We start from the raw sequence: 16,994 nt of genomic DNA on the forward strand, positions 1-16,994 counted from the left end.
CGGCTATAAGGGACCGCCGTCACGATGTGAGCCGCGCACGCGGAAGGCGCGCCCAGGGAGAAGGACGAGGGGCCCGGGAATCGCTCCCGGGCCCCTCGTAACGCTTCGTTCGAGCGGACTAGTCCCGCTCGGCCAAGGTCACTTCGATGCCTCCGACCAGATCGGAGCAGACGTTGTAGATGAACGCCCCCAACGTGGCCAGTGCGGTGAAGAGCACCATGTTGACCACGCCCAGGATCGCCGCCAGGCCGATGACGCCCTTGGCCGTGACCCGGAAGGCCGCGCTCCCGTCGTCGGAACCGCTGGCCATGAACGTCGAGATCATCTCGTTGACCGTGGAGAAGACGCCCATGGCGTCCAACGTGATGTACAGGACCGTGGTCGCCACGACGATGACGACGAAGATCACGATGGACAGCGCGAAGGAGAACTTCATGACCGACCACGGGTCGATCCTCTTCAGGCGGAGCCGCGCCCGGCGCGGCCCCCGACCCGTGGCCTGCGAAACCGCCGCCCGTGCCGCCCGCACCGCGTCGGCCACGCGGACCGAGGAGGTGGGGGGAGCGACCATGGACTCGTCCTCGGCCGACTCCGCCGTCGTGGGCGGAGGCGTCATGCCGACCGGTCGGCGGATGGTCATGGTGGCGTCGTCCGGAACGGGCTTGGCCTGCACCTTCTGCGCAGGCGGGGCGCCATCGGCACCCTCGGCCTGGTCGTCGCTCACCTTGATGTCCTTCGTCTGGTCGTCGGCCTCGCCGGCCTTGGCGCGCTCGGCGTCGGCGGTGGCTTTCGCGTCCGTCATCTACAGTTCTTCTTCCTGCCCGTCGTCCGGTTCCTCAGCGCTCTTGGTGACCGCCAACAGCGACACCTCGTCGGGAAGATCGATGAGTTTGACCCCCATCGTATTACGGTCGGTAGTCTGGCGCACGGGTTCCACGGGGGTTCTGATGACCCCGCCGCCCGAGGTGATGGCGAACAGCTCGTCCTCCATCGTCACCGCCAGAGCGCCCACGAGGTCGCCCCGCTTCTCAGTAATCTTAGCGGTCAGCACACCCTTACCGCCGCGACCCTGGACAGGATAGGACTCAACGGGAGTGCGCTTGGCGTAGCCCCTGGACGTGGCCACCAGGATGTCCACATTGTCGCGGACGACCATCATGGTCAGCAGCTCGTCGTCGCCGACGAAGCGCATGCCGATGACGCCGGAGGTGGCGCGGCCCATCGGGCGCAGCGACTCGTCGGAGGCGGTGAACCGGATCGACTGGGCCTTGCGGCTGACCAGCAGCAGGTCGTCCTGCGGCTCGATGAGCTGGGCGGCGACGAGCTCGTCGCCGTCGCGCAGGTTGACCGCGACGATGCCGCCGGAGCGGGCGGAGTCGAAGTCGGTCAGGCGCGACTTCTTGATCAGCCCGTTCTTCGTGGCCAGGACCAGGTACGGCGCCTCGTCGTAGCCGCGGATGTGGATCGTCTGGGCGATCTGTTCGTCCGGCTGGAAGGCCAAGATGTTCGCCACGTGCTGGCCGCGCGCGGTGCGGCTGGCCTCGGGCAGCTCGTAGGCCTTGGCCCGGTAGACCCGCCCCTTGTTCGTGAAGAACAGCAGCCAGTCGTGCGTGGTGCACACGAAGAAGTGGCTGACGATGTCGTCCTGCTTGAGCTGGGCGCCCTGCACTCCCTTGCCGCCGCGCTTCTGCGAGCGGAAGGAGTCCACCTTGGTCCGCTTGACGTAGCCGCCGCGGGTGATGGAGACCACGACGTCCTCGCGGGCGATGAGGTCCTCCATGGACACCTCGCCGGAGTCGGGGACGATGTGGGTGCGGCGCTCGTCGCCCCAGCGGTCGACGACGGCCTTGAGCTCGTCGCGCACGATGGAGCGCTGGCGCTCGGGCCGGGCGAGGATGTCCTCGAGGTCGGCGATCTTGACCTCGATGTCGCCCAGTTCGTCGAGGATCTTCTGGCGCTCCAGGGCGGCCAGGCGGCGCAGCTGCATGTCGAGGATCGCGGTCGCCTGGATCTCGTCGACGTCCAGCAGGTTCATCAGGCCGGTCTTGGACTCCTCGGCCGAGGGCGAGCGGCGGATCAGGTTGATCGTCTCGTCCAGCATGTCCAGCGCCTTGGAGAGTCCGCGCAGGATGTGGGCGCGCTCCTCGGCCTTGCGCAGGCGGTAGCGGGTGCGCCGCTGGATGACCTCGATCTGGTGCGCCACGTAGTAGCGGACCATCTGGGCCAGGTTGAGCGTGCGCGGAACGCCGTCGACCAGCGAGAGCATGTTCGCGCCGAAGGTGTCCTGGAGCTGGGTCTGCTTGTAGAGGTTGTTGAGCACGACCTTCGGGACCGAGTCGCGCTTGAGCACGATGACCAGTCGCATGCCGGTGCGGCCCGAGGACTCGTCGCGGATGTCGGCGACGCCCTCGATCTTGCCCTCCTTGACCAGCTGCGCGACGCGCTCGGCCAGGTTGTCCGGGTTGACCTGGTAGGGCAGCTCGGTGACGACCAGCTGGGCGCGGCCCTTGGGGTCCTCCTCGACCTCCACGACGGCCCGCATCTTGATGGAGCCGCGGCCGGTCCGGTAGGCCTGCTCGATGGCGGAGCGGCCCAGGATCGTGGCGCCGGTCGGGAAGTCCGGCCCGCTGACGAGCTTGAGGACCTCTTCGAGCGTGGTCTCCTCGTCGACGTCGGGATTGTCGAGGCACCAGTAGACGGCGTTGGCGACCTCGCGCAGGTTGTGCGGCGGGATCTTGGTAGCCATGCCGACCGCGATGCCTTCGGAGCCGTTGACCAGCAGCTGCGGGATGCGCGCCGGAAGGATGGCCGGCTCGGTGGTCTTGCCGTCGTAGTTCGGCTGGAAGTCGACGGAGTCCTCGTCGATGTCGCGGAGCATCTCCATCGACAGCGGGTCGAGGCGGCACTCGGTGTAGCGGTGCGCGGCGGCCGGGTCGTTGCCCGGGGAGCCGAAGTTGCCCTGCGGGTCGATCAGCGGGTAGCGCAGCGACCAGTCCTGGGCCATGCGCACGAGCGTGTCGTAGATGGCGCCGTCGCCGTGCGGGTGGAACTGGCCCATGACGTCGCCGATCACGCGCGAGCACTTGACGAAGCCGCGGTCCGGACGGTAGCCCGAGTCGTACATCGCGTAGAGGATCTTGCGGTGCACCGGCTTGAGGCCGTCCCGGACGTCCGGGAGGGCGCGGCCGATGATGACGCTCATGGCGTAGTCGAGGTAGGAGCGCGACATCTCCTCTTCGATGCCGATCGGTTCGATCCGGCCGCCCTCGGCTGTCACGCCGTCGTTATTCGTGGTGTCTGGCACTGTAGTCGTCCTTGAAAGTTCTCGTGGTCTTCTGCCCTGGGTGGATTAGATGTCGAGGATCGATCAAATGTCCAGGAACCGGACGTCCTTGGCGTTCTGCTGGATGAACCCGCGGCGGCTCTCGACGTCTTCGCCCATGAGGACGCTGAACAGCTCGTCGGCGGTGGCCGCGTCGTCGAGCTCCACCTGGAGGAGCTTGCGGCGGGACGGGTCCATGGTGGTCTCCCACAGCTCGTGGTAGTTCATCTCGCCGAGACCCTTGTAGCGCTGGACGCCGTCGGACTTGCGCGGGTCGGCCTTGCCCTCGGCCACGCCGGCCTCGACGATGCGGTCGCGCTCGTCGTCGGAGTAGGCGTAGGAGACGACGTCGCCCTTCTTGTTCCACTTGATCTTGTACAGCGGCGGCTGGCTCATGTAGACGCATCCGTTCTCGATGAGCGGGCGCATGAAGCGGAACAGGAGCGTCAGCAGCAGCGTGTTGATGTGGTGGCCGTCGACGTCGGCGTCCGACATGAGGATGATCTTGTGGTAGCGCAGCCGCTCCAGGTCGAACTCGTCCTGGATGCCGGTGCCCAGGGCCGTGATGATGGCCTGGACCTCGTTGTTCTTGAGGATCTTGTCCAGCCGGGCCTTCTCCACGTTGAGGATCTTGCCGCGGATCGGCATGATGGCCTGGGTGCGCGGGTTGCGGCCCTGCTTGGCCGAGCCGCCCGCGGAGTCTCCCTCGACGACGAACATCTCGCACTCGGCGGGGTTGGTCGACTGGCAGTCGGCCAGCTTGCCGGGCATGGAGCTGGACTCCAGGAAGCTCTTGCGCCGGGCCAGCTTGCGGGCCTGCTGCGCGGCCTTGCGGGCCTGCGCGGCCGCGGCCGACTTCTGGACGATGACCTTGGCTTCCTTCGGGTGGCGGTCGAGCCAGTCGGGCAGCCACTCGTTGCAGACCTTCTGGACGAACGAGCGCGCCTCGGTGTTGCCGAGCTTGGCCTTGGTCTGGCCCTCGAACTGCGGCTCGCGCAGCTTGACCGAGATGATGGCGGCCAGGCCCTCGCGGATGTCCTCGCCCGAGAGGCGCTCCTTGTCGGTCTTGATGAACTTCTTGTCCAGCCCGTACTTGTTGATCGCGCTGGTCAGTGCGGTGCGGAAGCCCTCCTCGTGGGTGCCGCCCTCCTTGGTGTTGATCATGTTGGCGAAGGAGTAGACCGACTCGCCGTAGGACTCGTTCCACTGCATCGCGATCTCGACGCTGATGCCGTCCTCCTCGGCCTGGAAGGCGACGACGTTCTCGTGGATCGGGTTCTTGGTGGCGTTGAGGTGCCGGACGAAGTCCGCGATGCCCTCTTCGTAGTGGAAGCGGACCTCGCGCGGCTCGCCCTCCTCGTCGAGGTGGTCCGGGCGCTCGTCCCGCAGGGTGATTCCGATGCCCCCGTTGAGGAACGCGGACTCCTGGAGGCGCCGGTAGATCGTGGGGTACTCGAACTCGGTGGTCTCGAAGATGTCGCCGTCGGGCCAGAAGCTCACGATGGAGCCGGTGCGGTCGCTGGCCTCGCCCTTCTCGAGCGGTCCGGGGACGGCGTGCTTGTAGAACTGGCGCCAGACGTGGCCGTCGCGGTGGATCTCCACGCTCATCTGCGTGGAGAGGGCGTTGACCACGGAGACGCCGACGCCGTGGAGGCCGCCGGAGACGGCGTAGGTCTGGGAGTCGAACTTTCCGCCGGCGTGGAGGACGGTCAGCGCGACCTCGACGCCCGGTTTCTTCAGCTTCGGGTGGGGGTCGACGGGGAAGCCGCGGCCGTTGTCGACGACGGTCACTCCGCCGTCCTCGAGGAGGATCACCTCGATCTCTGTTCCGTATCCGGCCAGCGCCTCGTCGATCGCGTTGTCGAAGACCTCGGTGATGAGGTGGTGGAGTCCCTTCGTACCGGTGGACCCGATGTACATGCCGGGCCGTTTGCGGACGGCCTCCAGCCCTTCGAGTACGGTCAGAGAGCCTGAGCTGTAGCCTTCTTCGTTGTTAGCCGCCACCGGCAACTCCTTCTGTTGTCGTGCAACCGGCCCTGTAGTCTTGACGGGTGACCGGCAGAGCCGAAAGATCGGAAGACTCGGCGCACCCGCGCCGCGGGGGTTCCCCCGTCGGGCGCCGCCCCGGTCCCGGGCCTCAGCCTAGACCGTCCGTCTGACACGGGCCGGGAGCCGTTTTTCTCGGGGTCCGATATTTCAAACATCAATGTCTGCTCAATGATACCCCATGCCATCGAGAATTCCCCATTACAGTATCCCAGTGTTGCCGTTCACGCATTCGATTCCAGCCACTCATGGTCCCCCACGCGGATAGGGTCTTCTCCGCTCAGATCGCAAACTGTGAGGTTTTGTGTCGTATCCGCGATTCCCGCCCCGGCCGGTGACCCGGTCCACAGTGCTCAGCGGTTCCGCACCCGGCGCGGGCCGTAGTTCGGGCGGTGCTGGACCGGCCCCTGGATGTTGAGCTCGCGGACCACCTTCGAGCCCACCGCCCTCACTATGGATATATACAACTGGCGCGACATCAGGCGCAGTTGCGTCGCCCATGCACTCGATTCAGCGACCACCGTCAGGCGGCCGTCCTCCAGCTTCTCGGGGCGGCAGTGGTTGGCTATGTCGGGCCCCACGATCGACTCCCAGCGGCCGAAGACGGTGTGGTCGGCCACCTGCTTGCGCCACCCGCGCTGACGCGAGAGGCGGTCCAGGACCGAGGCCAGGGTCTGCGGATCGCGCTCGTCCGGCCCCGGGCCGGACCACTGCTGGTCGACGCGGCGGCGGGGGCGGCGCCGGCGGTAGGGGCGGTCAGGCACGCTCCACGCTCCCCTCCAGGACGGTGAAGCGCGGACCGTCGAGCCCCGGCGGGACGTCGGAGGCCACCGCGCAGGTGATGAGCGTCTGCGGCGCCCCCAGCGCGTACTCGGCCAGGCGGAGGCGGCGGCGCTCGTCCAGCTCGGCGAACACGTCGTCGAGGATGAGGATCGGGGCGACCCCGTCCCCGGCCAGCAGCTCGAACAGGCCCAGGCGCATGGCCAGGGCCACCGACCAGGTCTCGCCGTGCGAGGCGTAGCCCTTGACGGGCAGGCCGCCGAGAGTCAGGTCCATGTCGTCGCGGTGCGGTCCGACGGTGGTCGTCCCCCGGTCGAGGTCGTCCTTGCGGGCCGCGCCGAGCGCCTCGTGCAGCATCTCCGTCAGCTCGCCCTTGTCGCGCGGCAGGGCCCCGGCCTTCTCGGCCAGGCTCGACCGGTAGTCGAGGGTGAGGTCGCCGCGCCCGTCGGCGATGTCGGCGTGGGACTTGGCCATGGGTTCGACCAGGTCGTCGATGACGGACAGCCGCGCGGCCATGAGGTCGCCCCCGAGGGTCGCGAGGTGCGCGTCCCAGGCGTCGAGAGTGGACATCTCGGCGGAGCCCGGGCCGGCGGCCGAGGTCTTCCTGGCGAGATAGGACGTGCGCAGGAGGGTGTTGCGCTGTTTGAGGACGCGGTCGTAGTCGGAGCGGACGGCGGCCATGCGCGGCTGGCGGGCGGTCAGGGCCTCGTCCAGGTATCGGCGGCGCACCGACGGCTCTCCGCGGACCAGGGAGAGGTCCTCGGGGGTGAAGGCGACGGCGCGGAGCGCGCCCAGCAGCTCCCGCGGCCGGCCCAGCTTGGTCCCGTTGAGCTTCGCCTGGTTGGAGCGGCCCGGGATGATCGCCAGGTCGGCGCGGAGGCGGCGCGCGTCGTGGAAGATCTCGGTGCGGATGACCGCCTGTTCGCTGCCCGCCCGGACCAGCGGCGCGTCGGAGGAGACGCGGTGCGAGCGGAGCGACGACAGGTAGACGAGCGCCTCGACCAGGTTGGTCTTGCCGTGGCCGTTGGGCCCGATGAACAGGTTCGGGCCGGTCTCGAAGGCGACGTGGGCATGCGGCCAGGACCGGAAGTCCGTCAATTCGAGTTGAGCCACGTGCACCCGGACGATTGTACCGGGTGCGGCCCGCCGCGGACGCTCCCCGACCGGGTTGCGAGAGGCACGCCAAAGGCCCGCGCCGACCGGCGCGGGCCTTTGGGGGAGAGTCGTTCCGGCGTCGTCCTATTCGCGCTTCACGGCGTGGCCGCCGAACTGGTTGCGCAGGGCGGCGACGGCCTTCATGGTGTCGGAGTCGGGGTCGCGGGAGGTGAAGCGGGCGAAGAGCGACTCGGTCATGACCGGGAGGGCGACGCGCAGGCGGATGCCCTCCTCGACCGTCCAGCGGCCCTCTCCGGAGTCCTCGACCCAGCCCCTGATGTCCTCCAGGTCGGCGTCCTCCTCGAGGGCGCGGTCGAGCAGGTCCAGGAGCCAGGAGCGGATGACGGTGCCCTCGCGCCAGGATTTGACGACGGCCGGGACGTCGGTGACCTCGTCGGACTTCTGCATCAGGGCGAAGCCCTCGGCGTAGGCCTGCATCATGCCGTACTCGATGCCGTTGTGGACCATCTTGGCGTAGTGCCCGGCGCCGACGCCGCCGGCGTGCACGAAGCCGAAGTCCCCCTCGGGCTTGAGCGCCTCGAAGACCGGCATGAGCTGGGCTACGTGCTCGTCGGCGCCGCCGACCATGAGCGCGTAGCCGTTGTCCAGTCCCCAGACGCCGCCGCTGACGCCCGCGTCGACGAAGCCGATGCCGCGCTCGGCCAACAGGTCGGCGTGGGGCTTGTCGTCGGTGTACTTGGAGTTGCCGCCGTCGACGACGACGTCGCCCTCGCTCAGCAGCTCGGCGAGCTCGGAGACCGTGTCCCGGGTGGGGCCGCCGGCGGGGACCATGACCCACACCGAGCGGGGGCCGTCCAGGCGCGAGACCAGCTCGGCGAGGTCCGCGACGTCGGAGACCTCCGGATCGCGGTCGTATCCGACGACTTCGTGGCCCCTGTCCTCCAGGCGCTTCTTCATGTTGCCGCCCATTTTTCCGAGGCCGACCATGCCGAGTTGCATGAAATTCTCCTTACGAGTCTCTTGGACTGCCCTTCTGTTAGAAGAGTTCCACGGAGAATGCCGTTTTTCCCAGGATTGGGCGAACTATGTGACCAACGGACCCCTCGCCGCGTCCGGGTCCGTCGCGTCCGCGGAAACGACGCCGCCGAGGCCCGAAGACCCCGGCGGCGGTGCGCTATCGCAGACGGCTTCCTCAGCCCTCCCAGCGGAGCGGCTGGAGCATGTAGATGTAGCCGTTGTACTTGTCCTGCTCGTCCTCCTCGGCCTCCGGCGCGGCCTCGCCGGCCAGGACGACGGCCTTGCCGGCCTCGTTCATCTGGAACGCCGCGACCGGGGAGTCGATCGCGCCCAGGCCGTCGAGCAGGTACGTCGGGTTGAAGGCGACCTTGCCGGCCTCGCCTTCGAGCAGGCAGTCCATGGACTCCGAGGCCTTGGCGTCCTCGGCGCCGCCGGCCTCGACGACGAGTCCTCCCTCGTCGAAGGTCAGGCGGATCGGGGAGGTCCGGTCGCCGACCAGTGCCACGCGCTTGGCCACCTCGATCAGCTCGGAGGTGTTGACGCGCAGGGTGGTCCGGTAGGACCCGGAGACGAGGCTGCGCAGCGGCGGCAGCTGCCCGTCGAGGACGCGCGAGGTGGTCTGGCGCCCGCCGGCGATGAAGCCCACCATGGTCGGGTTCTCCGGGTCGGCGGCGAGGGTCACCGGCCCGGGGAGGCCGGCGAAGGTGCGGGCGGTGTCCGACAGCGCCTTGGCAGGAACGAGGACGTGGACGTTGAGGTCGGATCCGGCGGGCTCCCACGAGGAGTCGCGGATCGCCATGCGGTAGCGGTCGGTCGCCAGGAAGGAGATCTGGCCGTCGGTGAGCTCGACCTGGACGCCGGTCATGGTCGGCAGGGTCTCGTCCTTGCCGGCGGCGACGGCGGTCTGGCCGACGGCGCGGGCGAACTCGGCGGGGTCGATGGTCCCGACCGGCTCCGGCAGGGAGGGCAGCGACGGGTAGTCCTCGATCGGCATGGTCGGCAGGGTGAAGCGCGCGGATCCGCAGACGAGCTCGGCGTGGGGGCCGTCGACGGTGAACTCGACGGGCTTGCCCGGCAGCGCCTTCACGATCTCGGCCAGCAGCTTGCCGCTGACGAGGGCGGTGCCCGGCTCTTCGCCGGTGACGTCGATCGAGACGCGGGTGGAGATCTCGTAGTCGAATCCGGAGATGGTCAGGCGGCCTTCGGTGACCTCCAGACGGCAGCCGGCGAGAACCGGAACGCTGGGACGGCTGGGCAGGCTCTTGGCGGTCCAGGACACCGCGTCGGCGAAGACGTCCTTTTCTACATGGAACTTCATTCTCTTTGGCTTCCTTGGTTCTCGGCGGGCGGGACGCCGCGGCGGGAGCGGGTCCGCCGAGGGTCTGCTTCTGTCTGCTTCAGGTGTAGGCCTGATTTTAGAGTCTGTCATGAGCCGACGGCAATCTCCGACCGATCGGGTGGCGGCCGCGGCGGTGTCGTCGCGTCGACGGCGCCTCGTCCAGAATATCGGTTCGCCTCAAGCCGCTGAATTCCGGAGGGGTGCCTGTCGTTCAGATCAATGCCGCTTCGATGCCCCGATTTTTCTCCCCTCTGAGGCGAAGGGAGCCTGATCCCGGAAGCCTACTAGAGACTTTTCTTCCTTAGTTATAACTCTCGTAGTAGTAGTCGGTGTTGTGGATAGTGTGGAAAACCGCCGTTTTCGCAGTTGGCAGGGGTTGATGCCCTGTGGACGGGCTGTGGACGGAGTGTGGAAAAACCGGCTGTTTATCCACAGGCAAGGTGTGACCCAGTCTTTTCCACAATTCATCCACACCGTTCTCCACAGGTTTTCCACAGCTTTTCCACACGTTTTTCCACAAACGGAAAATGAATTCTGATCAATTTTTTTCCGTCGTCCACACGTTATCCACACGGCGTCCACAGAAATGCGTCGTTCTTCCACAGGTTGTCCACAACTTTTCCACAGAGTTGTCCACACCCTGTGGAAAAGCCCGGCGGCTCCGGAGGGCCGGAGGACTCTGTGGACGAGCCGGTCCGCGCCCGCGGAAAAAGCGAAGGGCCTGTGGACGATCGTCCACAGGCCCTGGGGATAACTTAACGTTCTTACTGGCCACCCTGCTTGAGCTTGTTCGTCAGCTCGGCGATCTGTGTGAATATCGGCCGCCGCTCGGCCATCTGCTTCCGGATCTTCTTTGTGGCGTGCATTACGGTCGTGTGGTCGCGCCCGCCGAAGGCCTGGCCGATCCTCGGCAGAGAGAGGTCGGTCAGCTCGCGGCACAGGTACATGGCGATCTGGCGCGCGTTGACGAGCACGCGGGAGCGCGAGGTGCCCTTCAGGTCGGCCTCGGAGACGTCGAAGTACTCGGTGGTCACCTTCAGGATCTGCTCCACCGTCACCTCGGGCCCCGACCCGTCCTCGGAGATGTAGTCGCTCAGGACCTCCTCGGCGAGCGACTTGTCCACCGTCTTCTGGTTCAGGCTCGCGTAGGCGGTGACCCGGATCAGCGCGCCCTCCAGCTCGCGGATGGAGTGGTGTATCTGGGCGGCGATGTACTCCACGGCGTCGGAGGGTATGTCCAGCTGGTCCTGGACGGCCTTCTTGCGGAGGATCGCGATGCGAGTCTCCAGGTCCGGCGGCTGGATGTCCGCCAGCAGGCCCCACTCGAAGCGCGTCCGGAGGCGGTCCTCCAGGGTCTGCAGCTGCTTGGGCGACCGGTCGGAGGAGATGACGAGCTGTTTGTTGGCGTTGTGGAGCGCGTTGAACGTGTGGAAGAACTCCTCCTGGGTCCGCTCCCTGTTGACGAGGAACTGGATGTCGTCGATCAGGAGGATGTCCACGTCCCGGTAGCGCTTCTGGAACGCGAGCATGCGCTTCTCGGTGACGGAGTTGATGAACTCGTTGGTGAACTCCTCGGTGGTCACGTAGCGCACGGCCTGGGCGGTGCCCAGCCGGACCGCGTAGTGCCCGATGGCGTGCAGCAGGTGCGTCTTGCCCAGTCCCGATCCGCCGTAGAGGAAGAGCGGGTTGTAGGCCATGGCCGGGGACTCGGCGACGGCGAACGAGGCGGCGTGCGCGAACCGGTTGGAGGAGCCGATGACGAAGGTGTCGAAGTTGTAGCGCGGGTTGAGGCGCTTGATCCCGTCGCCGGAGTCGGGGGTCTTCTTGCCGGTCGCGGTGGTGTGGGAGACGGTCCCCAACCGGTCGGGATCGGGGTCCTCGCTCGGGGGAGGGGCGACGGTCGGGCGGTAGGACGCGCTGTCCTCGGGCCTGTCGGCGGGGTAGGAGGGATTGTGCTGGCTGGGGATGGTGTGGCGAACGGCGCCGGGAGGGGGCTCCTGGGTGTGCGGCATGTAGGCGTGCTCGATGGGCTCCTCGGCCGGCTCGGCCAGCGGCGTGGCCGTGTGCGGTTCCGGCGGGACGGTGTAGGAGGTGTGCGGGGGAGCGGGCTCGGAAGGGAACGCCGGCTGCCCGGTGGCCTCGGCCGTCGGCGGCTGCGGGGGAGCGGCCGGGTGAGTCGCCTGGTCCTCGGGAGGCGCTGACGGGTACTGCTGTGCGGCGGGAGGTTGATGGCCCTGGTCCTGGTAGACGGGCTGCGGCGACGGTTCGGGGTAGGCCTGGTTCTGCGGAGCGGGGGCCTGTGGATAACGCGTCGCGTCCGGTGTCTGCAAGGGGGGCGGTGTGGACGCGGCCGGCGGTGCGGAGGGCTGCTGTGTCCGGGGTGCCGGGGGAGGGGTGTTCGGGTCCTGGACGTTCGGAGCCTGGGGATGGGGAGGAGCCTGGGGAGCGGGGGAGGGCGGGGGCTCCGCCTGCTGGTCGGAGGCGGCGTCGAACAGGGTCGGCGGGTTCTCCTTGCCCTTGGCGGCGGCGGGGGAGGCCCCGGTGTCCTGGTCCTTCATGGTGACCATGACCAGCGTCGGCTGGCCCATCCGCTCGCTGAGCGCCTCGTTGAGGTGCGGGCGGAGCTTGGTCTCGAAGGCGGAGCGGGCCAGGTTGTCGGGGGCCTCGATCACGAAGATCCCCGGGGAGGAGATAACCGGGCGGGTGAGCCTCATCCAGGCCTGCTGCTGGCGGCTGAGGCGCGAGGACAGGGCAGCGGCGACGTCGGTCCAGACGGACGTCAGATATTCGTCGGTCACCATTTACCTCCGGAGTCGATCGCTGGCCCAATACGCCTTGGGTCAAGTTTTCCACAGGTTATCCACAGGCCTCCGAGCGACCCGGAGAGGTGGGAACAACGCGACAGTCCGGCAGTTCACACCCGACTGAACAGGGGTTATAACGAGGCGTACAGGATTGGGGACAAGCGGGGTCGGCGTCATCCTAAGCACAGGGACACAAGTTATCCACAGCTTTGGGGACAACTTCCCCGAACGAGGGAAGAGCCCCTGGCTAAAGGGTGCGCGAGTACGCCGTCGCGGACTAGAAGTATGGCCCACCGCCGCCACTCGGGCGATCGCGGGCGGACGAGTCGGTTCTCACGGAGGGGAACGACACCGGGGCGGAGGGGAACGTCGGGGATATGGACCGCCACGGGAACCACGCCGTGACTTCCAGCGGGGAGAAGAAGGCCTAGGGGGCGGCAGCCGATCCCCGCGCCCGGGTTCACGACGCCGACCCGTGCGGAGAGGCGCCACGGAGGCGGCCGCCCGTCGGGGCCGCCTCCGGGAACCCCGTCCCCCGATCGAAGACCCGCCGCCCGAGCCCCGTGGAAACGGGCATTCCGTGGCAGGTCGGGACGGCTTGCCCGCTTTCGGGGCACCGTCCGGGGCCTCTCTGTAGGGTGTGCCATAGATCCCGGTGGTCGGGGGCGGTGCCCGGAGTACCTTACTGATAGACTCGACGAGTTCTATGTAATCCGAGCTGTCCGAGGACGCTCGCGGCCTCACGCCGATCTCCCTGAGTGACACCTGGTCACACCCCGGAGCCCGGCATGGCGCGAGACCGGAGGGCTCTCGATCAACAACGTCTCGGGAGAAGCTGTCGTGAGCAAGCGCACTTATCAGCCGAACAACCGCCGCCGTAAGCGCACCCACGGCTTCCGGCTGCGTATGCGTACCCGCGCGGGTCGCGCCATCATCAACGCACGCCGCAACAAGGGCCGCAAGCGCCTCACCGTCTGAGGCGTGCCCGCAGGGCACCCACATGCTGTCCCGATCCTCCCGCCTGCACCGCCCGCCGGACTTCGCGCGGGTGTTCAAACAAGGGAGCAGAGCGGCACGTGGAGGCGTTGTCATCCATTGGCTCACCCGCTCGGCGGACGCTGAACCAGCGCCGGTCAGAGCGGGTTTTGTCGTATCCAAGAAAGTCGGCAACGCCGTCGTGCGCAACCGCGTCAAACGCCGTCTCCGCGCGCTGGTCGCGGAACGGTTGGGGGACTGGCCCCCTGCCGACGTGGTCGTACGGGCGACTCCGGCCGCGGCCGAGCGAACGTGGGAGGCGCTGGGCGCCGACCTCGACTCCGCGGCCAAGTCCGCCGCCGCCAAGAAACGGCGCGGCGGGAACGGCGGAGTGACACCTCATCGAGGTCGCGGACGCGGCCGGAAAGGCGAGGCGGCGAATGGCCGATGAGCCGGCGCCGGCCTCCGCGACCGAGCGGCGGCCGGACGGCCGAGACGGGAGTGCGGGCCGAGCCGTCGGCGGCACCTCGTCGGCCGATCGCACCGCCGGAGCTCCGAACAGCGCGGCCGGCGGCGCTCCGGAGTCCGAACGCGTCGACGATTCCCCGCACGAGTGCGGCGGACACGGGGACGCACGCGACACGCCGGAAGGGCCCTCACTGGAAGAGGCCCGCTCTCCGAAAGGCGCGGCCGCGGTTCTGGCGGCACCCATCAAGGTCTACCGGCGGTACATCAGTCCGGTGATTCCCGACCGGTGCCGGTTCTATCCGAGCTGCAGTGCGTATTCTCTGGAGGCTCTGACGAAGCACGGGCCGTTGCGTGGCCTATGGTTGACAGTGCGACGCCTGGTCCGCTGCCACCCTTTCCATCCCGGGGGAGTCGACCCGGTGCCCGAGAAGAAGACTAGAAGGCCGGTGAAACCGACATGACTGGAGCTTGTATATGAGCTACTTGTATACGGCGATCTCCTGGGTCCTGCTGCGATGGCACGACCTCTGGGACAACGTCGTTGGCAGCGCGGACGCCCTCAACACCTCATGGGCGTGGCTGCTTTCGATCGTTTTCGTCGTCATCACGCTGCGCATCGTCCTGTTCCCCTTGTTCGTCAAGCAGATCCGCTCTCAGCGGGCGATGCAGAAGCTCGCCCCGGAGATCAAGGAGCTCCAGGCGAAGTACAAGAACGACAAGGAGACGCTGCAGCGCGAGATGATGGCGCTGTGGAAGAAGGAGAAGGCCAACCCGCTGATGGGCTGCCTTCCGATTCTGATCCAGATCCCGGTCTTCATCTCCCTGTTCCGCGTGCTCGAGCGTGTCAATCCTTCGAAGCAAGAGGACTTCACCAAGGAGAAGTACGGGTGGACGGTCGAGCAGTTCGACTCCTTCGTCCACGAAGGCAAGATCTTCGGAGCGCCGTTCTGGGCCTCCTTCCGGACCGACGGTGCGGACATCTCGCAGGCTGGCGCCGACCCGGTGACCGTGAAGGTCGTCGCGATCGTCCTCATGCTGATCATGATCGCCACGACGTTCCTGACCACGCGCCAGATGATCCTCAAGACCGGCTGGAGCGTCGACCCGACGCAGCGGACGATGCAGAAGGTGATGCTCTACGGCATCCCGCTGACGTTGGTCTTCTCGGGCCTCTTCTTCCCGATCGGCGTCGTCGTCTACTGGACGTTCAACAACTTCTTCTCGCTGGCGCAGCAGCAGTACGTGCTGCGGAAGTACCCGCCGCCGAAGCAGAACGAGACCTACCAGAAGCCCCCGAAGCCGGGCACCAAGGCCCACGACAAAATGCTCGAGGAGCAGAAGGAGGCCGAGGAGCGTCGCAAGGCGAGGGCTCCGAAGCCGGGTGCGAAGCCGCAGAAGGCCAAGGGCGCCAAGTCCGGGCAGTCCGGCCAGAACGGTCAGAACCTCAGTCGGGAGGAGAAGATCGCGCGAGCCAAGAAGGTGAGCGGCGCCTCTTCCGACAACGGCAAAAAGAAGAAAAAGAACTACTGAGGCGGGCGGGCTGTCACGGAGTTACACTCTGTGACAGCCCCCAGTGCCTGAGGTGGGAGGTCCCGGCCCCGACGACGCGAACCGGGTCGCGCTCCCCGACCCGGAAGGCGAGGGCCGGCGACACTCCGAGTGCGGTTCCCCGACGGCGGCGTCCAGTGAAGATCGCGGCCCGCGGGAGGTTGTCCTGCGAACGGCCCCGCCCTCGGTGGTTAAATACTATTAGGAACATAAATACAGACTCGAAGCGTTAGGACACAAGAGACGACTATGGCCTCAACGGTGCGGGAGGACGAAGTGACCTCCGAAGACGAACTCTTTGACCAGAGCGAGGTGGCCGCCGATTATATCGAGGGCCTGCTCGACATCATCGACCTCGACGGCGACATCGACGAACTCGTCGTGGGCGACCGTCCCCAAGTCGAGGTCGTCGGCGACGGCCTCGGCGACCTGATCGGCCCGAAGGGCGCCACCCTGGAGGCCCTCCAGGAACTGAGCCGGCTCGCGATCTACCGCAAGACGGGCGAGCACTCGCGGCTGATGGTGGACATCGGCGGCTTCCGCGCGAAGCGCCGGGACAAGCTGTCCGGCGTGGCCCGTCGGACCGTCGAGAAGGTCCTCGACACCGGCCGCCCCGTCAAGCTGGAGCCGATGAGCGCTTTCGAGCGCAAGGCCGTGCACGACGTCATCAACGCCACCGACGGCGTCGAGAGCGAGTCGGAGGGCGCAGAGCCGCGCCGCCGCGTGGTCGTGCGGCCCGCGTAGGGCCGAGCCCGTCGTGGGAGAGAGCGTCCGCGTGCACCCGTCGCGGACGTCCGTGGAGACGAAATAAGGAAGGCACCTCGTGACCGACGAGAGCAGTGCCTCGGAGATAGAGCCCGGTGTTTCACGTGAAACATTGGGCTCGATCTTTGGGGGCGATGAGGGCGTGGCCCGAGCGGAGACCTATGTCGGCCTGCTCGCCACGGAAGGCATCACCCGCGGGCTGATCGGCCCGCGCGAAGTCCCGCGCCTGTGGGAGCGGCACGTGCTCAACAGCGCGGTGGTCGCCGAGCTCATCGATTCCCGGAGTGAAGTCCTGGACGTCGGCTCCGGCGCCGGGCTCCCGGGCCTCCCGATCGCCATCGCCCGCCCGGATCTCTCCGTGACGCTGGTGGAGCCGATGGAACGCCGCACCGTGTTCCTGTTCGAGGCGGTGCAGGAACTGGGCCTCGACAATGTCGAAGTCGTCCGGGCGCGCGCGGAGGAAGTCGACCCGAAGGGCGAGGCCGACGTGGTGGTGTCCCGTGCGGTGGCGCCGCTGGGGAAGCTGGCGAACTGGTGCCTTCCGCTGGCGCGGACGGGCGGAACCATGCTGGCGCTCAAGGGCAGGAGCGCCGCCGACGAGATCGAGCGGGACAAGTACAAGATCCGCAAGGCCAAGGGGGAGAGCCCGGAGATCCTCACGTGCGGAGGGGAGTTCCTGGAGGTCCCCACGACGGTCGTCTCGATCGTCAAGGCAGGCTGAGACTTTCAGAAGAGCAGGTGGGCGCGGTCCTCAGGGCCGCGCCTTTTCCGCGCCGTTTTCCGGTCCGGGGTGGAGATCGTTGTGCATAGGACG

The 16,994-nt window shown here is 67.5% G+C and carries 14 protein-coding genes; 6 read left to right on the plus strand and 8 right to left on the minus strand.

Translation table 11 applies throughout. From position 1 onward, the window contains the following. Positions 1-118: 118 nt before the first annotated feature. From ACFTE1_RS20160 to dnaA, 8 genes are all read right to left on the minus strand, one after another. Positions 119-802 carry a DUF3566 domain-containing protein gene (locus ACFTE1_RS20160; protein ID WP_380617895.1) on the minus strand — a complete coding sequence of 228 codons (684 nt, stop codon included), beginning with the start codon at positions 800-802 and terminating at the stop codon, positions 119-121. Beyond that, positions 803-3,229: a DNA gyrase subunit A gene (gyrA, locus tag ACFTE1_RS20165; protein WP_380617908.1), complete on the minus strand. Its 2,427-nt coding sequence runs from the start codon at positions 3,227-3,229 to the stop codon at positions 803-805. Positions 3,230-3,367: 138 nt separating this feature from the next. Further along, positions 3,368-5,326 carry a DNA topoisomerase (ATP-hydrolyzing) subunit B gene (gyrB, locus tag ACFTE1_RS20170; RefSeq protein ID WP_380617894.1) on the minus strand — a complete coding sequence of 653 codons (1,959 nt, stop codon included), beginning with the start codon at positions 5,324-5,326 and terminating at the stop codon, positions 3,368-3,370. 395 nt (positions 5,327-5,721) lie between these two features. Beyond that, a complete protein-coding gene (locus tag ACFTE1_RS20175) occupies positions 5,722-6,132 on the minus strand; it encodes a DciA family protein (RefSeq protein WP_380617893.1) in 411 nt (136 codons plus the stop codon). Then, entirely contained in the window at positions 6,125-7,267 is a 1,143-nt protein-coding gene (gene recF / locus ACFTE1_RS20180) for a DNA replication/repair protein RecF (RefSeq protein WP_380617892.1), read from the minus strand. The genes ACFTE1_RS20175 and recF overlap by 8 nt, the downstream gene beginning before the upstream one ends. A 120-nt stretch (positions 7,268-7,387) precedes the next feature. Continuing rightward, on the minus strand, positions 7,388-8,263 hold the full coding sequence (gene gnd, locus ACFTE1_RS20185) for a phosphogluconate dehydrogenase (NAD(+)-dependent, decarboxylating) (protein ID WP_380617891.1): 876 nt from the start codon (positions 8,261-8,263) through the stop codon (positions 7,388-7,390). 193 nt (positions 8,264-8,456) lie between these two features. Beyond that, positions 8,457-9,599 carry a DNA polymerase III subunit beta gene (dnaN, locus tag ACFTE1_RS20190; protein WP_380617890.1) on the minus strand — a complete coding sequence of 381 codons (1,143 nt, stop codon included), beginning with the start codon at positions 9,597-9,599 and terminating at the stop codon, positions 8,457-8,459. A gap of 785 nt (positions 9,600-10,384) precedes the next feature. Further along, positions 10,385-12,421, minus strand: a complete 2,037-nt coding sequence (gene dnaA / locus ACFTE1_RS20195) for a chromosomal replication initiator protein DnaA (protein WP_380617889.1) — start codon at positions 12,419-12,421, stop codon at positions 10,385-10,387. Between the two features lie 843 nt (positions 12,422-13,264). Between dnaA and rpmH the strand changes: the two genes are divergently transcribed. The 6 genes from rpmH (at position 13,265) to rsmG (ending at position 16,901) form a co-directional block, all read left to right on the plus strand. After that, a complete protein-coding gene (gene rpmH / locus ACFTE1_RS20200) occupies positions 13,265-13,402 on the plus strand; it encodes a 50S ribosomal protein L34 (RefSeq protein WP_380617888.1) in 138 nt (45 codons plus the stop codon). Positions 13,403-13,424: 22 nt separating this feature from the next. Beyond that, positions 13,425-13,850 carry a ribonuclease P protein component gene (rnpA, locus tag ACFTE1_RS20205; protein WP_380617887.1) on the plus strand — a complete coding sequence of 142 codons (426 nt, stop codon included), beginning with the start codon at positions 13,425-13,427 and terminating at the stop codon, positions 13,848-13,850. Between the two features lie 208 nt (positions 13,851-14,058). Beyond that, the gene (yidD, locus tag ACFTE1_RS20210; protein ID WP_380617907.1) at positions 14,059-14,328 is read left to right on the plus strand and encodes a membrane protein insertion efficiency factor YidD; all 270 of its coding nucleotides are present in this window, start codon (positions 14,059-14,061) and stop codon (positions 14,326-14,328) included. Between the two features lie 13 nt (positions 14,329-14,341). Continuing rightward, positions 14,342-15,397, plus strand: coding sequence for a membrane protein insertase YidC (yidC, locus tag ACFTE1_RS20215; RefSeq protein ID WP_380617886.1), 1,056 nt, complete (start codon positions 14,342-14,344; stop codon positions 15,395-15,397). A gap of 267 nt (positions 15,398-15,664) precedes the next feature. Next, complete coding sequence (locus ACFTE1_RS20220) at positions 15,665-16,159, plus strand: Jag family protein (protein ID WP_380617885.1); 495 nt, start codon at positions 15,665-15,667, stop codon at positions 16,157-16,159. Positions 16,160-16,238: 79 nt separating this feature from the next. Next, positions 16,239-16,901 carry a 16S rRNA (guanine(527)-N(7))-methyltransferase RsmG gene (gene rsmG / locus ACFTE1_RS20225; RefSeq protein WP_380617884.1) on the plus strand — a complete coding sequence of 221 codons (663 nt, stop codon included), beginning with the start codon at positions 16,239-16,241 and terminating at the stop codon, positions 16,899-16,901. Positions 16,902-16,994: the final 93 nt, after the last annotated feature.

This window comes from Salininema proteolyticum (assembly GCF_042685645.1).
Lineage (GTDB): Bacteria > Actinomycetota > Actinomycetes > Mycobacteriales > Micromonosporaceae > Salininema > Salininema proteolyticum.